Origin of the sequence: Pseudomonas maumuensis (assembly GCF_019139675.1) — a bacterium.
Lineage (GTDB): Bacteria > Pseudomonadota > Gammaproteobacteria > Pseudomonadales > Pseudomonadaceae > Aquipseudomonas > Aquipseudomonas maumuensis.
On record NZ_CP077077.1, the window covers coordinates 1,072,424 to 1,088,084 of the forward strand.

General features: G+C 63.9%; 12 protein-coding genes. 6 read left to right on the forward strand and 6 right to left on the reverse strand.

What is annotated here, in order from left to right; all coding sequences use genetic code 11:
- Positions 1–74 precede the first annotated feature (74 nt).
- Positions 75–2,354 carry a TonB-dependent receptor gene (locus KSS90_RS05010; RefSeq protein ID WP_217868443.1) on the reverse strand — a complete coding sequence of 760 codons (2,280 nt, stop codon included), beginning with the start codon at positions 2,352–2,354 and terminating at the stop codon, positions 75–77.
- Between the two features lie 220 nt (positions 2,355–2,574).
- On the opposite strand from KSS90_RS05010, the gene KSS90_RS05015 reads away from it, so the two are divergent.
- Together KSS90_RS05015 and KSS90_RS05020 are read left to right on the forward strand one after the other, a co-directional pair.
- On the forward strand, positions 2,575–3,255 hold the full coding sequence (locus tag KSS90_RS05015; RefSeq protein WP_217868444.1) for a Fe2+-dependent dioxygenase: 681 nt from the start codon (positions 2,575–2,577) through the stop codon (positions 3,253–3,255).
- 3 nt (positions 3,256–3,258) lie between these two features.
- Complete coding sequence (locus tag KSS90_RS05020) at positions 3,259–4,008, forward strand: tetratricopeptide repeat protein (RefSeq protein WP_217868445.1); 750 nt, start codon at positions 3,259–3,261, stop codon at positions 4,006–4,008.
- A gap of 179 nt (positions 4,009–4,187) precedes the next feature.
- Here KSS90_RS05020 and KSS90_RS05025 read toward each other — a convergent pair whose 3' ends face one another.
- Entirely contained in the window at positions 4,188–5,351 is a 1,164-nt protein-coding gene (locus tag KSS90_RS05025; RefSeq protein ID WP_025337787.1) for a type III PLP-dependent enzyme, read from the reverse strand.
- Positions 5,352–6,005: 654 nt separating this feature from the next.
- Between KSS90_RS05025 and KSS90_RS05030 the strand changes: the two genes are divergently transcribed.
- The 3 genes from KSS90_RS05030 (at position 6,006) to KSS90_RS05040 (ending at position 9,997) form a co-directional block, all read left to right on the forward strand.
- A complete protein-coding gene (locus tag KSS90_RS05030; RefSeq protein WP_217868446.1) occupies positions 6,006–6,494 on the forward strand; it encodes a sigma-70 family RNA polymerase sigma factor in 489 nt (162 codons plus the stop codon).
- Between the two features lie 17 nt (positions 6,495–6,511).
- Positions 6,512–7,471 (forward strand): FecR family protein, encoded by a 960-nt coding sequence (locus KSS90_RS05035; RefSeq protein WP_217868447.1) that lies wholly within the window; start codon positions 6,512–6,514, stop codon positions 7,469–7,471.
- Positions 7,472–7,579: 108 nt separating this feature from the next.
- Positions 7,580–9,997, forward strand: a complete 2,418-nt coding sequence (locus tag KSS90_RS05040; protein ID WP_217868448.1) for a TonB-dependent siderophore receptor — start codon at positions 7,580–7,582, stop codon at positions 9,995–9,997.
- Positions 9,998–10,128: 131 nt separating this feature from the next.
- On the opposite strand, the gene KSS90_RS05045 is transcribed toward KSS90_RS05040, so the two are convergent.
- Genes KSS90_RS05045 through KSS90_RS05060 form a run of 4 tightly spaced genes read right to left on the reverse strand, consistent with a single transcriptional unit; the run spans position 10,129 to position 13,571 of the window.
- Positions 10,129–11,286, reverse strand: coding sequence for an osmoprotectant ABC transporter ATP-binding protein OsmV (locus tag KSS90_RS05045; protein WP_217868449.1), 1,158 nt, complete (start codon positions 11,284–11,286; stop codon positions 10,129–10,131).
- On the reverse strand, positions 11,283–11,936 hold the full coding sequence (locus KSS90_RS05050; RefSeq protein WP_217868450.1) for an ABC transporter permease: 654 nt from the start codon (positions 11,934–11,936) through the stop codon (positions 11,283–11,285). Before KSS90_RS05050 ends, KSS90_RS05045 begins: the two co-directional genes overlap by 4 nt.
- Entirely contained in the window at positions 11,933–12,844 is a 912-nt protein-coding gene (locus KSS90_RS05055; RefSeq protein ID WP_217868451.1) for a glycine betaine ABC transporter substrate-binding protein, read from the reverse strand. The genes KSS90_RS05050 and KSS90_RS05055 overlap by 4 nt, the downstream gene beginning before the upstream one ends.
- A 13-nt stretch (positions 12,845–12,857) precedes the next feature.
- Complete coding sequence (locus KSS90_RS05060; protein ID WP_217868452.1) at positions 12,858–13,571, reverse strand: ABC transporter permease; 714 nt, start codon at positions 13,569–13,571, stop codon at positions 12,858–12,860.
- A 480-nt stretch (positions 13,572–14,051) separates the two neighbouring features.
- Here KSS90_RS05060 and KSS90_RS05065 point away from each other — a divergent pair, with 480 nt between their 5' ends.
- A complete protein-coding gene (locus tag KSS90_RS05065; protein WP_023629783.1) occupies positions 14,052–15,635 on the forward strand; it encodes a peptide chain release factor 3 in 1,584 nt (527 codons plus the stop codon).
- Positions 15,636–15,661: the final 26 nt, after the last annotated feature.

Here is a 15,661-nt window from a genome sequence, read left to right on the forward strand (position 1 = left end):
CTGCGCGGCGTGCATTATGCCTTGATACGCAAAAGCCCCGTTCAATCGATTGAACGGGGCCTGGGGTGCGGCTTTTAGAAGTGGACGCTGGTGGTCAGCAATGCCGTGCGTCCCGCTGCCTGGTTGGCGAAGTGGGTGGAGTAGGCCTTGTCGTAGTAGACCTCGTTGGTGAGGTTCTGCACGTTCAACTGCAGGTCGATGTTCTTGGTCAGCTTGTAGGCCGCCATGGCGTCGTAGCGCACGTAGCTGTCGACCATGGTGGTGTTGGCCACGCTGCCGTAGACGTCGTCGACATAGAAGGCGCCGCCACCGACGGTCAACTTCGGCGTCAGCTGGTAGGTAGTCCACAGGCTGGCGCTGTTGTTCGGCGTGTTGGGCAACTGGTTGCCGTCGTTCGCCTTGCCCAGCGGGCCACCGTCGATCTGGCGGGCCTGCATGTAGGTGTAGCCGGCGAATACCTGCCACTTGTCGGTCAGCTTGCCGCTGGCCGACAGCTCGATGCCTTGCACACGGGTTTCGCCGACGTTCTCGTAGGTGTTGGTGTTGACCTGGACCCGCGCGTTTTCCTTCTCGGTGCGGAACAGCGCCGCTGCCAAGGACAGGCGTTGGTCGAGCAGGTCCCACTTGGTGCCGAGCTCGTAGTTGGTGGTTTCTTCCGGCTCCATGTCACTGCCCAGCAGGTTGCCGGAGCGGTCGGTGGCATTGCCCAGCGGGTTGCCTTCGGTACCTTCGCCGAGCATGGCGCCAGGCGGTGTGGCCGACGTGGCGTAGGACACATAGATGCTGCCGTTGTCCGCTGGCTTCCACACCAGGCCCAGCTGGCCGGTGATGAATTCGCTGGTGTCCTGGCCCTTGGCGGGTACGCCCTTGGCGCTCACCGCGGTACTGCCGTTGGCATTGTAGCCACGGTAGTCGGTGTCGAAGTGGTCATAGCGCAAGCCCATGTTCAGCAGCCACTGCGGGGTCAGCTCCAGGGTGTCGAACACGTAGAGTGCGCGGGTCTTGCTGCTGGTCTTGGTGCCGGCGTAGTTGCGCGCGACGGTGCCGACCCAGGCATCGTCCGGGTTCGGGTTGTCCAGCGAGGTGCAGCTGCCGCCGCTGCCCGGCCCGGTGCAGGTGAGCTTGCTGTTGGGGGTAACGGTGTAGCTCTGGCGGTCGGACTCTTCCTTGGTGAACTCGACGCCGGTGGAGAAGCTGTTCTTCAGGCCGCCGAGGTAGAACTCGCCGAACAGGTCGGTCTGGTTGGTGGTGGTGGCGGTGTTGCCTACACGGGTGTTGGCACGACGCCAGACGCCGTTGTTGTTGACGTTGCCGGCACTGTCGTCGGGCTGGGTCAGCACGTAGTCCTGCATGCTGTTGCCGTGGCGCAGGGTGTTCTTGATGGTCAGCGTGTCGGACAGGTCGTGCTCGATGGCGAAGGTCGCGATATCGACACGGGTCTTGCGGAAGTCGCGGCCGGTCAGGCCGTAGAAGTTGTCGCTGTCGCCGCCGTCCACCGGTTTGTCCGGATGGGCAGAGGTGCGTGCGTTGCTGCCTGCCCGTGGAACGCTGTAGGGAATGCCGGAGTCCGGCAGGTCGTCGCTTTCCAGGTGGTAGTAGTCGAGGTTGACGCGGGTCGGCGTGCCCAGGCCGAACGCCAGCGACGGGGCGATGCCCCAGCGGTCGTAGTTGACCTTGTCGCGGCCGGCGACGTTGCTTTCGTGGGTCATCAGGTTCAGGCGCCCGGCGACGCTGTCGCTGAACTGGTAGTTGCCGTCGAAGGTATAACGCTGGGTCTGGTCGCTGCCCCAGGTCCAGGCGCCGTCCAGCGAGTTGCCCAGGTGCGCGCGCTTGCTCACCAGGTTGATGGTGCCGCCAGCGGCGCCACGGCCACCAATGGCCGAGTTCGGCCCCTTGGCCACTTCGACAGACTCGATGGCGAAGATTTCGCGGGTCTGCGCGCCGGTGTCACGCACGCCGTCCAGGTAGGTGTCGCCCTGGGCGTCGAAGCCGCGGATGAAGGGACGGTCGCCCTGCGGGTTGCCGCCTTCGCCGGCACCGAAGGTGATCCCGGGCACAGTGCGCAGGGCGTCCTGCAGGGACATGGCGTTGGTGTCCTTGATCACCTGCTGGGGGATCACCGTGATCGAGCGCGGTGTGTCCACCAATGGCGCGGTGTACTTCTGCGACGAGGCCTTGTCGACCTTGTACTCGGTGCTCGCCTGTTCGGCCTTGCCATTGACGCTGGTGGCATCGAGGGTGATGGCGTTGCTGGCGGCCGGGTCGGCGGCATAGGCCGAGGTGGCGGTGATCGCCATGCCGATGGCGGAGGCGAGCAGACGTGGTGAACTCACAGCAGATGGCACGTGACGCATTGTTGTAGACCTTCCCCAAGGTATGAAGGCCGCGGATGTTAATGTAAGCGAATGTAAGGAACAATTGAGAAGCGTTACCATTCGCCAGGAATTTACATTCTTTACAATTTTGCCTTACGGTTTTTACGGTCTCATCCGTCGCGCTCTGGAGAAAGGGGCTTGTGGTAGGTAAAAGGTAATCAATATCATTGGCGCTCCTTTCGCTCTCGGTGCCGTCGCCATGCTGCTTCACATCCCAGGCCTGTTCGAGGCCGACGAAATCCTGCGCATTCGCGAGGCCCTGGAGCAGGCCGACTGGGCCGACGGCAAGATCACCGCGGGATACCAGTCGGCCAAGGCCAAGCACAACCTGCAGTTGCCCGAGGGCCATGCGCTGGCCAAGGAAATCGGTAGTGCGTTGATCGAGCGGCTGTGGCGCAACCCGTTGTTCATGTCGGCGGCGCTGCCGCACAAGGTGTTCCCGCCGCTGATCAACTGCTATCGCGAGGGCGGCAGTTTCGATTTCCATATCGACAATGCCCTGCGCCAGCCCAAGGGGAGTCCGGAGCGCGTGCGTACCGACCTGTCCTCGACGCTGTTTCTCAGCGACCCGGGCAGCTACGACGGCGGTGAACTGGTGATCCAGGACACCTACGGCGTGCGCCAGGTCAAGCTGGCCGCCGGCGACCTGGTGCTGTACCCCGGCACCAGCCTGCACAAGGTCAACCCGGTCACCCGTGGGGCGCGCTATGCGGCGTTCTTCTGGACCCAGAGCCTGGTGCGCGAGGACAGCCAACGCACCTTGCTGTTCGAGATGGACAATGCCATCCGCCAGCTCGGCGCCGATGTGCCGGAGCACCCGTCGCTGCTGCAGCTGACGGGCACCTACCACAACCTGCTGCGCCGCTGGGCCGAGGTCTGAGCCGTGTCTTATCAATTGCGTCGTGAGGAAGTGGTGGATGTGGCCGGGTTGAAGGCGATGCTCGAGCACAGCCCGGGGCAGGCCGCGCAGGCGATCCTCACGGCGGCGGGGCAGGGGGCGGTCGAGGCGCAGCTGTTGCTCGGGCAGATCCTGCTCGATGGGCGCGGTATTGAAGAGGATGCCAACGTGGCCCGCCGTTGGTTCGCCATTGCCGCCCAGGGTGGCAGCGCCATGGCCCATAACATGCTTGGCCGTTGCCTCGAGCACGGCTGGGGTGGCGAGGTGGATCTCGCCCAGGCGGCCATTCACTATGCCCGGGCGGCCGACGCCGGACTGGACTGGGGGATGTACAACCTGGCCAATCTGCTGGCCACCGGTCGTGGGGTGGCGGCTAACCAGTCCCAGGCGTTGATGTGCTACGAGAAAGCCGCGCAGTTGGGACATGCCAAGTCGATGAACCTGTATGGGCGGTATCTGGAGCAGGGCATTGCCACCGCCGCGAGCCCGGTGCGGGCCATGCGCTGGTACCGGCGTTCGGCCGAGGCGGGGGATTTCCGTGGGATGTTCAGCCTGGCGCTGGTGCTGGTCGAGCGGGGGCAGATAGCCGAGGCCGGGCCTTGGCTGGACCGGGCCAGGGTCGAGGGCAACCTGAATTTTCTGCGCAGTGCGCTGGTGACGTTGCAGGGGGCGGGGCCGGCGTTGATGGCTTTTGCGGCGCGTTATGCCGAAGAGATCGAACGGCGGGAAGACTGAGCCTGATCGTGCGGGCCTCTGCGCGAGACCGCTGCCACGAGCGAGTAGGGGCCGCCTTGCGGCCCATCGCCGGCAAGCCGGCTCCCACAGGTTCAGCGCAAGTCATAGAACTGCGCGATCCCTGTGGGAGCCGGCTTGCCGGCGATGGGCTGCGTAGCAGCCCCAAGTGACGCCTCGAGTTACAGGTAGTAAGCCTTCAGCGGCGGGAAGCCGTTGAATTCCACCGCGCTGTAGCTGGTGGTGTAGGCGCCGGTGGACAGCCAGTACAGGCGGTCGCCGATGGCCAGATTCAGCGGCAGGCCGTACTTGTAGTTCTCGTACATGATGTCGGCGCTGTCGCAGGTCGGGCCGGCGATCACCACTTCCTCGGCCTCGCCTTTCTTCTCGGTCCAGATCGGGAACTTGATCGCCTCGTCCATGGTTTCGATCAGGCCGGAGAACTTGCCTACGTCGGTGTAGATCCAGCGCTCGACGGCAGTGCGCGACTTGCGCGCCACCAGCACCACTTCACTGACCAGGATGCCGGCGTTGGCGATCAGCGAACGGCCAGGCTCGAGGATGATTTCCGGCAGGTCGTCGCCGAAGTCTTCCTTGAGGAAGCGGATGATTTCTTCGGCGTAGGTCTCGAGGCTGTTGGTGCGGGTGATGTAGTTGGCCGGGAAGCCGCCGCCCATGTTGATCAGCTTCAGCTCGATGCCGTCTTCTTCCTTGAGGCGCTCGAAGATCACCTTGACCTTGGCGATGGCCGCGTCCCACACGCTGATGTCGCGCTGTTGCGAGCCGACGTGGAAGGAGATGCCGTAAGGCACCAGGCCCAGGTCGCGGGCGAGGATCAGCAGGTCCATGGCCATGTCGGTCTGGCAGCCGAACTTGCGCGACAGTGGCCAGTCGGCGGTGGTGGAGCCTTCGGTGAGAATGCGCACATAGACTTTCGACCCCGGCGCGGCTTTGGCGATGTTGCGCAGGTCGGCCTCGGAGTCGGTGGCGTACAGGCGCACGCCTTTCTCGTAGAAGTAGCGGATGTCCTTGGACTTCTTGATGGTGTTGCCGTAGCTGATACGGTCGGCACTGACGCCGCGGCCGAGCACCTTGTCCAGTTCATAGATCGAGGCGATGTCGAAGCTCGAGCCCTTTTCCTTCAGCAGGTCGATGATCTCGACCGCAGGGTTGGCCTTGACCGCGTAGTAGACCTTGGCGAATTCGAACCCGGCGCGCAGGTCGTCATAGGCCTGGCTGATCATCTGGGTATCGATGAGAACGAACGGGGTTTCCTGCTTGTCGGCGAACGCCTTCATTTTCTGGAAGGTGTCACGCGCAAAGTAGTCTTCGACCTGGATCGACATGCTCAGGGGCTCCATGGGCAAACTGAAAAGATAAGTGGCAGCAACTGAACGTCCTCCGTATCCCCACTTTGGTTCGCCTACTTCCCAAGGCATGTCGCCGAAAGCAAAAAGGTCAGCCGTGCTTGGATAAAGCGGGTGACCTTGCTGTCTCGTCGTCAGTACTTGAGCCGGATGGATCGTTTCCAGCATGGACGTTCGGCGCGCACTTTAGGACGTGAAAACGGCAATATCAACAGGCAATCCCGGGGTGCTCGTCGCCTGTCGCGGAGCTGCCGCCGTGATAACCGACTGATGTGCGCTCGGTAGGTTCCTGAAAAGGCCATCAGCGTAAAAAATTGTGGAATAGGTGGCGATCTGGCCGCGATCGGCTGACAGCTCCATTCTTTGCATGATGGCTTGGGTTTCGCTGCGAAAGTACGGAAGTACCCGCTGGCGACCATTTGTCGGACAAGGAGAAGGGGCGTCGAAAGAACACTGAGTGTTCAAATTTATGGCCACATGCTCAGCCCGGTTTTTACCGCGAAATTGGCCATAAATTTTTTGTTACGCAGAGCCCGTCGTGGCCATTGGTCGTGGAAGAGATATGCCGATTGCCGTCCTTGATGAGAAACATTACTATTCGCGACCTCATCTGCCTCCCTGACGACCCCGACCGTGTCCGGACCCAAAGGCTTCCTCGACCATTACCAAGAGCTGATCGGCACCTGGACGCGCAAGCTGCGCAGTCGACAGCAGGCCGAGGATCTCGCCCACGATGCCTTTGTACGGGTGCTGGAAAATCCGCGCGAGCAGGTCGAACAACCACGCGCCTACTTGCACCAGACCGCCCGCAACATCGCCGTCGACGGCTTTCGCCGCGAGGACCGACGCCAGGCCCTGGAGCTTGAGGCCTTCGCAGGGGACATGGCCGCAGGGGACGATCCGGAAGCGTATGTACATGCCCTGGAACTGGCCGACAGCGTCGAGCGGGCGCTGGCCGAGCTGCCGCTCAACTGCCGCAGGGTGTTCATCTGGCAGAAGCTCGAAGGCCTGACCCAGGCCGAGATCGCCGAGCGCATGGGTTTGACCAAGAACATGGTCGAAAAGTATATGATCCGCACGCTCCGACATCTGCGTGAGCACCTGGATGTGTCGGCCAGATGAGTCAGGAGACCCCTTCGATGAAACAGCACGCGCCCGATCCCGTGGGCGAGCAGGCGGCCAGCTGGTTCGCCCGGGCCCAGGACGCGCCGCACGACAATACCGTGCAGGCGGCGTTGCAGGCGTGGCTGGCGCAGCACCCGCGGCACCGGCAAGAGTATGAGCGCCTGGCGCAGCTGTGGTGTGCCGCCGACTTCATCCCCCGGCAACGCCTCGAAGCGCTGTGCCAGCCCGAGCCGGTACGTCAGTTGCCGCGCCGACGCCTGTTGCGCCAGGCATTGGCGGCCGGGGTGGCGGTGGTCGCGCTGGGGCTGGGCTGGACAGGTTGGCAGTATCAGCAGCTCAACCATCAGGACACCTTGAGCACGGCCCTGGGCGAGCGGCGTCAGGTCGAGTTGCCGGACGGTTCACGGTTGGAGCTCAACAGTGCCACCCAGGTGCAGGTGATGTTCTCTTCGGGGCAGCGCCATGTGCGCCTGGGCGCGGGCGAGGCGATGTTCATCGTCGCCCATGACAGTGGCCGGCCATTTGTGGTGAGCACTGCCCAGGGCGATGTCACCGTTACCGGCACCCGCTTCGATGTGCGACAGGATCCGGGAAGCACTCGCGTGGCGGTGGAGCAGGGTTCGGTGAAGGTACAGGGCGCGGCCGAGTCGCTGGCGCTGCTCACTGCCGGCCAGGGTTCGCATATCGATGCGCAGGGCAAGGTCGCCGCGCCCTATGCCATCGATGCCAACGCCGTGACCGCCTGGCGCCAGGGCAAGCTGGTGTTCGACAATGCCCCGCTGAGCGAAGTGGTGGCGGAGGTCTCGCGCTACCGCGCCCAGCCGCTGCATGTGGCCGGCAAGGCCGCCGCGCTGCGCCTGTCGAGCACCTTCAGTAGCGACGATCCGGATGCCCTGTTGCGGGCCTTGCCGAGCATCCTGCCGGTGCGGGTGAAGACCCTTGCGGACGGCTCCAGCGAAATTGTTCTGAAATAGATTCAGGTTTTTTTCCGTTCGTTCGTCTTCCCCGCCAGCTGCAACTGCCAAGCATTTCCATTTGCATGCGGTTGGCGTTTATCCCGACTCTCAGGACCCATCGAAGACGTGAACAACAATAATCCCCTTCTCCAGCTGCGCCGCCTGGCGCTGGCCCTGGCGGTCAGCGCCGCCGCCGGCAACAGCTACGCCGACAGCATCCAGATCCAGGCCCAGCCATTGGCGGGCGCGCTCAAGCAGCTGGGCCAGCAGACCAATCTGCAACTGTTCTTCAGCCCCGAGCTGGTGGATGGCAAGCAGGCCCCGGCGGTGTCCGGCAACCTGGCGCCGGAGCAGGCCCTGCAGCAACTGCTGCAAGGCAGCGGGCTGACCTTCGAGCAGTCCGCGGACACCGTGGTGGTCAAGCCGGTCCAGGCCGCTGGCACCCTGACTACCGGTAGCCTGGAGCTGGCGCCCACCGATGTGAAAGTGGTCGGTGATTGGTTGGGCGACGCCCAGCAAAGCGTGGTGCAGAACCATCCAGGCGCGCGCACCGTGGTGCGCCGCGAAGCGATGGTGGAGAAGGGCACGATGAACGTGCGTGACGCACTGCGCGGTATCCCGGGCGTGCAGGTGCAGGATTCCAACGGCACCGGTGGCAGCGACCTGTCGCTGAACGTCGGCGTGCGTGGCCTGACGTCGCGCCTGTCGCCGCGTTCGACCGTGCTGATCGATGGCATTCCGGCGGCATTCGCCCCCTACGGCCAGCCACAGCTGTCGATGGCGCCGATCTCGTCGGGCAACCTCGACAGCATCGACGTGGTCCGCGGTGCAGGCTCGGTGCGCTATGGCCCGCAGAACGTCGGTGGGGTGATCAACTTCGTCACCCGGGCGATCCCCGAGAAGGCCAGCGGCGAGCTGTCCACCACCCTCGAGACTTCGCGCGATGGCGGCTGGAAACACACCGAATCGGCCTTCGTCGGCGGCACCGCCGACAACGGCATGGGCGTGGCGTTGCTGTACACCGGCGTGAATGGCGATGGCTATCGCGAAAGCAACAACGACAACGATATCGACGACGTGATGCTCAAGACCCATTGGGCACCGACCGATGTCGACGAGTTCTGGCTCAATTTCCACTACTACGATGGCCGCGCCGACATGCCGGGCGGCCTGACCCAGGCCCAGTACGATCACAACCCGTACCAGTCGGTGCGCGACTACGACTACTTCAGCGGCCGGCGCAAGGATGTGTCGTTCAAGTGGCAGCGGCAGATCGACGACGCCACCCAGTTCGAGGTGCTGACTTACTACACCGACAGCTTCCGTGGCAGCGCCATCGCCGCTCGCGATCAGAAGACCCTGTCGTCGTACCCGCGCAACTACCACACCTTCGCCATCGAGCCACGCCTGTCGCGGATCTTCTTCGTCGGCCCGACCACCCAGGAAGTCAGCGTCGGCTACCGCTACCTGAAGGAAGCGATGCGCGAGCAGTCCACCCGCCTGGCGCTGGTCGACAACGTGCCGACCGTGACCCCGACCTCCGACGGCCATGTGTTCCAGGACCGCAGCGGGGGCACCGAGGCCAGCGCCTACTACATCGACGACAAGATCGACGTCGGTAACTGGACCATCACCCCGGGCATCCGCTTCGAGCACATCAACACCGACTGGCGCGACCGCCCAGTGCTGGACGCCAACTATCGTCCGGTGCCGGAGAAGAACCGCAGCATCACCAGCAACGAACCGCTGCCGGCGCTGAGCGTGATGTACCACATGTCCGATGCCTGGAAGCTGTTCGCCAACTACGAGACCTCGTTCGGCAGCCTGCAGTACTTCCAGCTGGGCCAGGGCGGTACCGGCAACAACACGGCCAACGGCCTGGAGCCGGAGAAAGCCAAGACCTACGAAGTGGGTACCCGCTATGACGACGGCGGTTTTGCCGGTGAGTTGACCGCGTTCTACATCGACTTCGACGACGAGTTGCAGTACATCAGCAACGATATCGGCTGGACCAACCTGGGGGCGACCAAGCACCAGGGCATCGAGGCGTCGGTGCGCTACGACCTGGTCGGTCTTGACCCACGCCTGGAAGGCCTGTCGGTCAATGGTGGCTACACCTATACCCGCGCCACCTATGAAGGGGAGATTCCCGGCTTCAAGGGCCGCGACCTGCCGTTCTACTCGCGCCAGGTGGCCACGGCCGGTGTGCGCTACGAGGTCAATCGCTGGACCTGGAACCTGGACGCCTTCGCCCAATCCAAGCAGCGCGCGCCGGGTACCGGGATGAACGCCAACGGCAGTTTCAATGGCAACTACATCACCGAGCCGAGTGCCGACGGGCAGTATGGCGACATTCCGGGCTACGTCACCTGGCATGCCCGGGGTGGCTATGCGTTCGGGCCGCAGCTGTCGAACCTGAAGCTGGCCGCGGGGGTGAAGAACCTGTTCGACAAGCAGTACTTCACCCGCTCCAGCGACAACAACGCGGGGATCTATGTGGGTGAGCCGCGCACGTTCTATGTGCAGGCCAGCGTAGGGTTCTGATCCAAGATTGCCGGGGCTGCTTTGCAGCCCTTTTCGCCGGCAAGCCGGCTCCCACAAGGTATTGGCCGCAGCTACTACTGTGGGAGCCGGCTTGCCGGCGAAAAGGGGCGCAAAGCGCCCCCGGCTTTCTGTCAGGAGGTCACTGCCTCGGCCGGCGATACGATGCTGGTCTTCGCCCCGCGCGAGCGCCCGGAACTCAGGTACGCCGCAATCGACTCCTGCGTCACCTCGCCCAGGAACACCTGCTCGGCATCCAGCACCGGCAACCACGCCCGGTTGAACTCGTACATGCGCGACAGCAGGATGCGCAGGTGCTCATCGTGCGCCGCCGTGGCATTGAACGGACGCAGGAAATCCCCGCACGTGCCCTGCTGGCGGTGCATGTCGCGCCGGCGTACATAGCCCAGCGCGCGATTCTGCGCATCGGTCACCACCACATAACGGCGGTCATGCTCGTCCAACAGCTCCAGCGCATCGCCCACCGGTGTTTCCGGGCTCAGCGACGGCGCGTTGTCCGCCGCATCCTCGGCGCGCACCAGCAGCAGGCGCTTGAGGGTGCTGTCCTGGCCGACGAAGTTGCTGACGAAATCGTCCACCGGATGGGCCAGCAAGGTGTCCGGGTGATCCAGCTGCAGCAACTTGCCAGCGCGGAAGATGGCGATCTTGTCGCCCAGCTTGATGGCCTCGTCGATGTCATGGCTGACCATGATCACCGTCTTGTTCAGGGCCCGCTGCATCTCGAAGAACTCGTTCTGGATCATCTCGCGGTTGATCGGGTCGACCGCGCCGAACGGTTCGTCCATCAGCAGCACCGGCGCCTCGGCGGCCAGGGCGCGGATCACGCCGATGCGTTGCTGCTGGCCACCGGACAGTTCGCGCGGGTAGCGCTGCAGGTACTGCTTGGGCTCGAGCTTGATCATGTGCATCAGCTCGCGGGCACGCTCGTGGCATTTCTGCTTGTCCCAGCCGAGCAGACGCGGCACCACGGTGATGTTTTCCTCGATGGTCATGTTGGGGAACAGGCCGATCTGCTGGATCACGTAGCCGATATGCCGGCGCAGGGTCACCTCGTCCAGGCCGGTGGTGTCCTCGCCATTGATGAACACTTGCCCGGAGGTCGGGGTAATCAGGCGGTTGATCATCTTCAGCGTGGTGCTCTTGCCGCAGCCGGAGGGGCCGAGGAACACGCAGATTTCGCCTTCGTTGACGGTGAGGCTAACCGCGTCGACGGCTTTGACGTCCTTGCCGTTGACGTTGAAGGTCTTGCTGAGGTTCTTCAGTTCGATCATGAGCGCAGTCCTTCTGGAGTCAGGGCACGTTGCAGGGCTTGCAGGAGCAGGTCGGCGATGATCGCCAGCAGGCTGACCAGCACCGCGCCGACCAGCAGCATCGACATGTCGCTGCGGCTGATGGAGGTGAGGATGAGCACGCCGAGGCCGCCGGCGCCGATGGTCGCGGCGATGGTCATCACGCCGATGTTCATCACCACGGCGGTGCGCACACCGGCGAGGATCACCGGCACGGCGATGGGCAGCTCGACCATGCGCAGGCGCTGGCCGAAGGTCATGCCGATGCCGCGGGCGGCTTCACGAATACCGGGCTCGACGTTGGTCAGGGCCAGGTAGGTGTTGCGCAGGATCGGCAGCAGTGAATAAAGGAACACCGCGGTGATCGCCGGCAGCGGTCCCAGGCCCTGGCCGAATTTCGAGTAGAACGGCAGCAGCAGGCCGAACAGGGCGATGGAGGGGATGGTCAGCAGCACCGTGGCGCTGGCCTGCAGGGGGCCGGCGAACACCGGGAAGCGGGTCATCAGGATGCCCAGCGGCACGCCGACGAGGATCGCCAGGCTTACCGCGATGCCGACCAGCATGATGTGCTGCCAGGTCAGTTGCAGGACCTGTGCCCAGTCGAGGTGGGCGAAGGTGTCGACCAGGTTCATGGCTGTACCTCGCTGAGTGGGTGCTCACGCAGGAACGCCGCGGCCACCACCGTCGGGCTCTGGTGCTCGACATCGACCTTGGCGTTGAGCTGGCGCATGGTCTCGTCGTCCAGTTGCTCGGCCAGCGGCTTGAGCAGGGTGGCCAGGCGAGGGTGGGCGTCGAGCACGGCCTGGCGCAGTACCGGGGCGGCGGTGTAGTCGGGGAAGTAGTGCTTGTCGTCTTCCAGCAGCTTGAGGTCGAACGCGCTCAAGCGCCCGTCGGTGGTGTAGACCAGGCCGGCGAACACTTGGTTGTTGCGCATGGCGGTGTAGACCAGGCCGCCGTCCATCTGGCGGATGTTGCGCCGGTCCAGCGGCAGCTCGTACAGCTCGCGCAGGCCGACCAGGCCATCCGGGCGGTTGGCGAACTCGGTGTCCAGCGCCACCAGGTGGTTGCGGTCGTGCTCGTCGCGCAGCACCTGGTTGAGGTCGCTGATCGAGTTGATCTGCGGGTAGGCCTCGGCGACTGCCTTTGGCAGGCCCAGGGCGTAGGTGTTGCTGAACTTCGACGGCGCCAGCCAGACCAGGCCCTTCTTCGCGTCGAGTTCTTTCACCCGCGCATAGGTGGCTGCGGCGTCGGGCATGCGCTCGTCGATATGGTTGTACGAGACCAGCGATACGCCGGTGTATTCCCACATCAGGTCGAGCTGGCCGGTTTCCTGGGCCTGGCGGGCGATATTGCTGCCCAGGCCGGTGGTCACCCGCACATCGAAGCCGTTGGCGCGCAGGTATTGGGCGGTGATTTCGGCGAGCACGGTCTGTTCGGTGAACACCCGGGCGCCGATGCGAATCTGGGGTTTTTCCGCTGCCTGGGCAACGCCTGCGCAAAGCAGGGCCGCGCCCAGGAACAAGGCGATGGTTTTCTTCATGCTTTGCCTCTTGTTATTGGGCCAGGCCACGTTCCAGCCAGCGCTTGCTGGAGAAACTCACCAACGCATCGAGCGCCAGGGCCAGCAGCGCCGTGCAAGCGGCGCCGAGCAGCAGCTGCGGCTGGTTGTTCAGGGCGATGCCGGGGAAGATCAGGCTGCCCAGGCTGTTGGCGCCGATCAGGAACGCCAGGGGCGCGGTGCCCACGTTCAAGGCCAGGGCCACGCGCACGCCGCCGACGATGATCGGCACGGCGTTGGGCAGCTCTACCTGCCACAACTGCTGGCGCGCGGTCATGCCGATGCCGGTGGCGGCTTCCTTGAGCGAGGCGGGGACGTTTTTCAGGCCCTCGTAGGTGTTGCGCACGATGGGCAGGAGGGAGGCGAGGAACAGTGCGAAGATCGCAGGACCTGCGCCGATGCCCAGGATACTCAGGGCAATGGCCAGGACGGCCAGGGGAGGAATGGTGTTGCCAACGTTGAACAGCTGCATGAAGCGCTCGGCCTTGTCGACCCGGTGCGGTCGACTCAAGGCAATGCCGGCGGGGATGCCCACGGCCAGCGCCGCCGCCATCGAAGCCAGCACCAGGACCAGATGCGCTTGCAGGTAGAACCCAAGATCGTCGCGGTAGCGGGCGATCGTGTCGATGCCGATCCAGTGGATCAGCAGGGCCAGGATGACGAGCACGGCGGCCCATCCCAACAGCCCTTTTCCGTAGCGTGCAGCCACAGGCGGACTCCTTTTTTATAGTCGGCGATCACACCCCCGTGCGGCCGGCCATTCCTGGCGGCGGGTGGTGTGCTCGCGAGTAGCAGCCGATGCGCGGCATCAGGCCATGAGCCGAACCCCGTCGGGCTCGTGAAGCAGGTGAAACCAGCCCTGAAGCGAGGCGGCTTGCAGGGGAGTGGACGTCTCCGTGGAGGGAAAGGTTCCCATCTGGGGCGGCATTTGGCCAGTGCTAATCACTGGCATGTAGGAAATTTCACGCGAAAATCAAGCGCGGATATTACGTGGAGGCGTTGAAGTACCTGCTATCGGGGCGTTTGCCGTCGCGACGTTGGATGGCCCTGGGCTAGGCCATGTATGCGTGGCCGTCGTGATCCCTCGAATGCCATGTTCGGGCCGCCTTTCGTATCTTCGGTTTTGGCCCGCGCCCCGACTTCAGGTATGATATCGCCCCTTTTTGAATCCCCAGTCAGGCGATTTCCCATGACCAACCAGGCCGCCGAAGTCGCGAAGCGCCGCACTTTCGCAATCATTTCCCACCCCGACGCCGGTAAGACCACCATCACCGAGAAGCTCCTGCTGATGGGCAAGGCCATTGCCGTCGCCGGTACCGTGAAGTCGCGCAAGTCCGACCGCCACGCCACCTCCGACTGGATGGAAATGGAGAAACAGCGCGGCATCTCCATCACCACCTCGGTGATGCAGTTCCCCTACCGCGAGCACATGATCAACCTGCTCGACACCCCCGGCCACGAAGACTTCTCGGAAGACACCTACCGCACCCTGACCGCGGTGGACTCGGCGCTGATGGTGCTCGACGGCGGTAAAGGCGTCGAGCCGCGCACCATTGCCCTGATGGATGTGTGCCGCCTGCGCGACACGCCGATCGTCAGCTTCATCAACAAACTCGACCGTGACATCCGCGACCCGATCGAACTGCTCGACGAAATCGAGGCGGTGCTGAAGATCAAGGCCGCGCCGATCACCTGGCCGATCGGTTGCTACCGCGACTTCAAGGGCGTGTATCACCTGGCCGGCGACTACATCATCGTCTACACCCCGGGGCATGGCCACGAGCGCACCGAAGCGAAGATCATCGAGAAGCTCGACTCCGATGAAGCCCGCGCCCACCTGGGTGACGAGTACGACCGCTTCCTCGAACAACTCGAGCTGGTGCAGGGTGCCTGCCACGAGTTCGACCAGGACGCGTTCATCAACGGCCAGCTGACCCCGGTGTTCTTCGGTACCGCATTGGGCAACTTCGGTGTCGACCATGTGCTCGACGCGGTTGTCGACTGGGCGCCGCGCCCGCTGGCCCGTGTCGCCCACGAGCGCACCGTGGAACCGGTGGAAGAGAAATTCACCGGCTTCGTGTTCAAGATCCAGGCGAACATGGACCCGAAACACCGTGACCGTATCGCCTTCATGCGTATCTGCTCGGGCAAGTACGAGAAAGGCATGAAGATGCGTCATGTGCGCACTGGCAAGGACGTGCGCATCGGTGATGCCCTGACCTTCTTCTCCTCCGAGCGCGAGCAGCTGGAAGAGGCCTATGCCGGCGACATCATCGGCCTGCACAACCACGGCACCATCCAGATCGGCGATACCTTCACCGAAGGCGAGGCACTGGGCTTCACCGGCATCCCGCACTTCGCTCCGGAGCTGTTCCGCCGCGTGCGCCTGAAGGACCCGCTGAAATCCAAGCAGCTGCGCCAGGGCCTGCAGCAGCTGGCCGAAGAGGGCGCGACCCAGGTGTTCTTCCCCGAGCGCAGCAACGACATCATCCTCGGCGCGGTCGGTGTGCTGCAGTTCGACGTGGTCGCCAGCCGCCTGAAGGAAGAGTACAAGGTCGAGTGCGCCTATGAGCCGATCACCGTCTGGTCGGCGCGCTGGATCAGCTGCGACGACAAGAAGAAGCTCGAGGAATTCCAGAACAAGGCGGTGGAGAACCTGGCCATCGACGGCGGTGGCCACCTGACCTACCTGGCCCCGACTCGGGTCAACCTGGCGCTGATGGAAGAGCGCTGGCCGGATGTGAAATTCCGCGCGACTCGCGAGCACCACTAAGAGCAGCTGCAAGCTGCGAGCTTCAA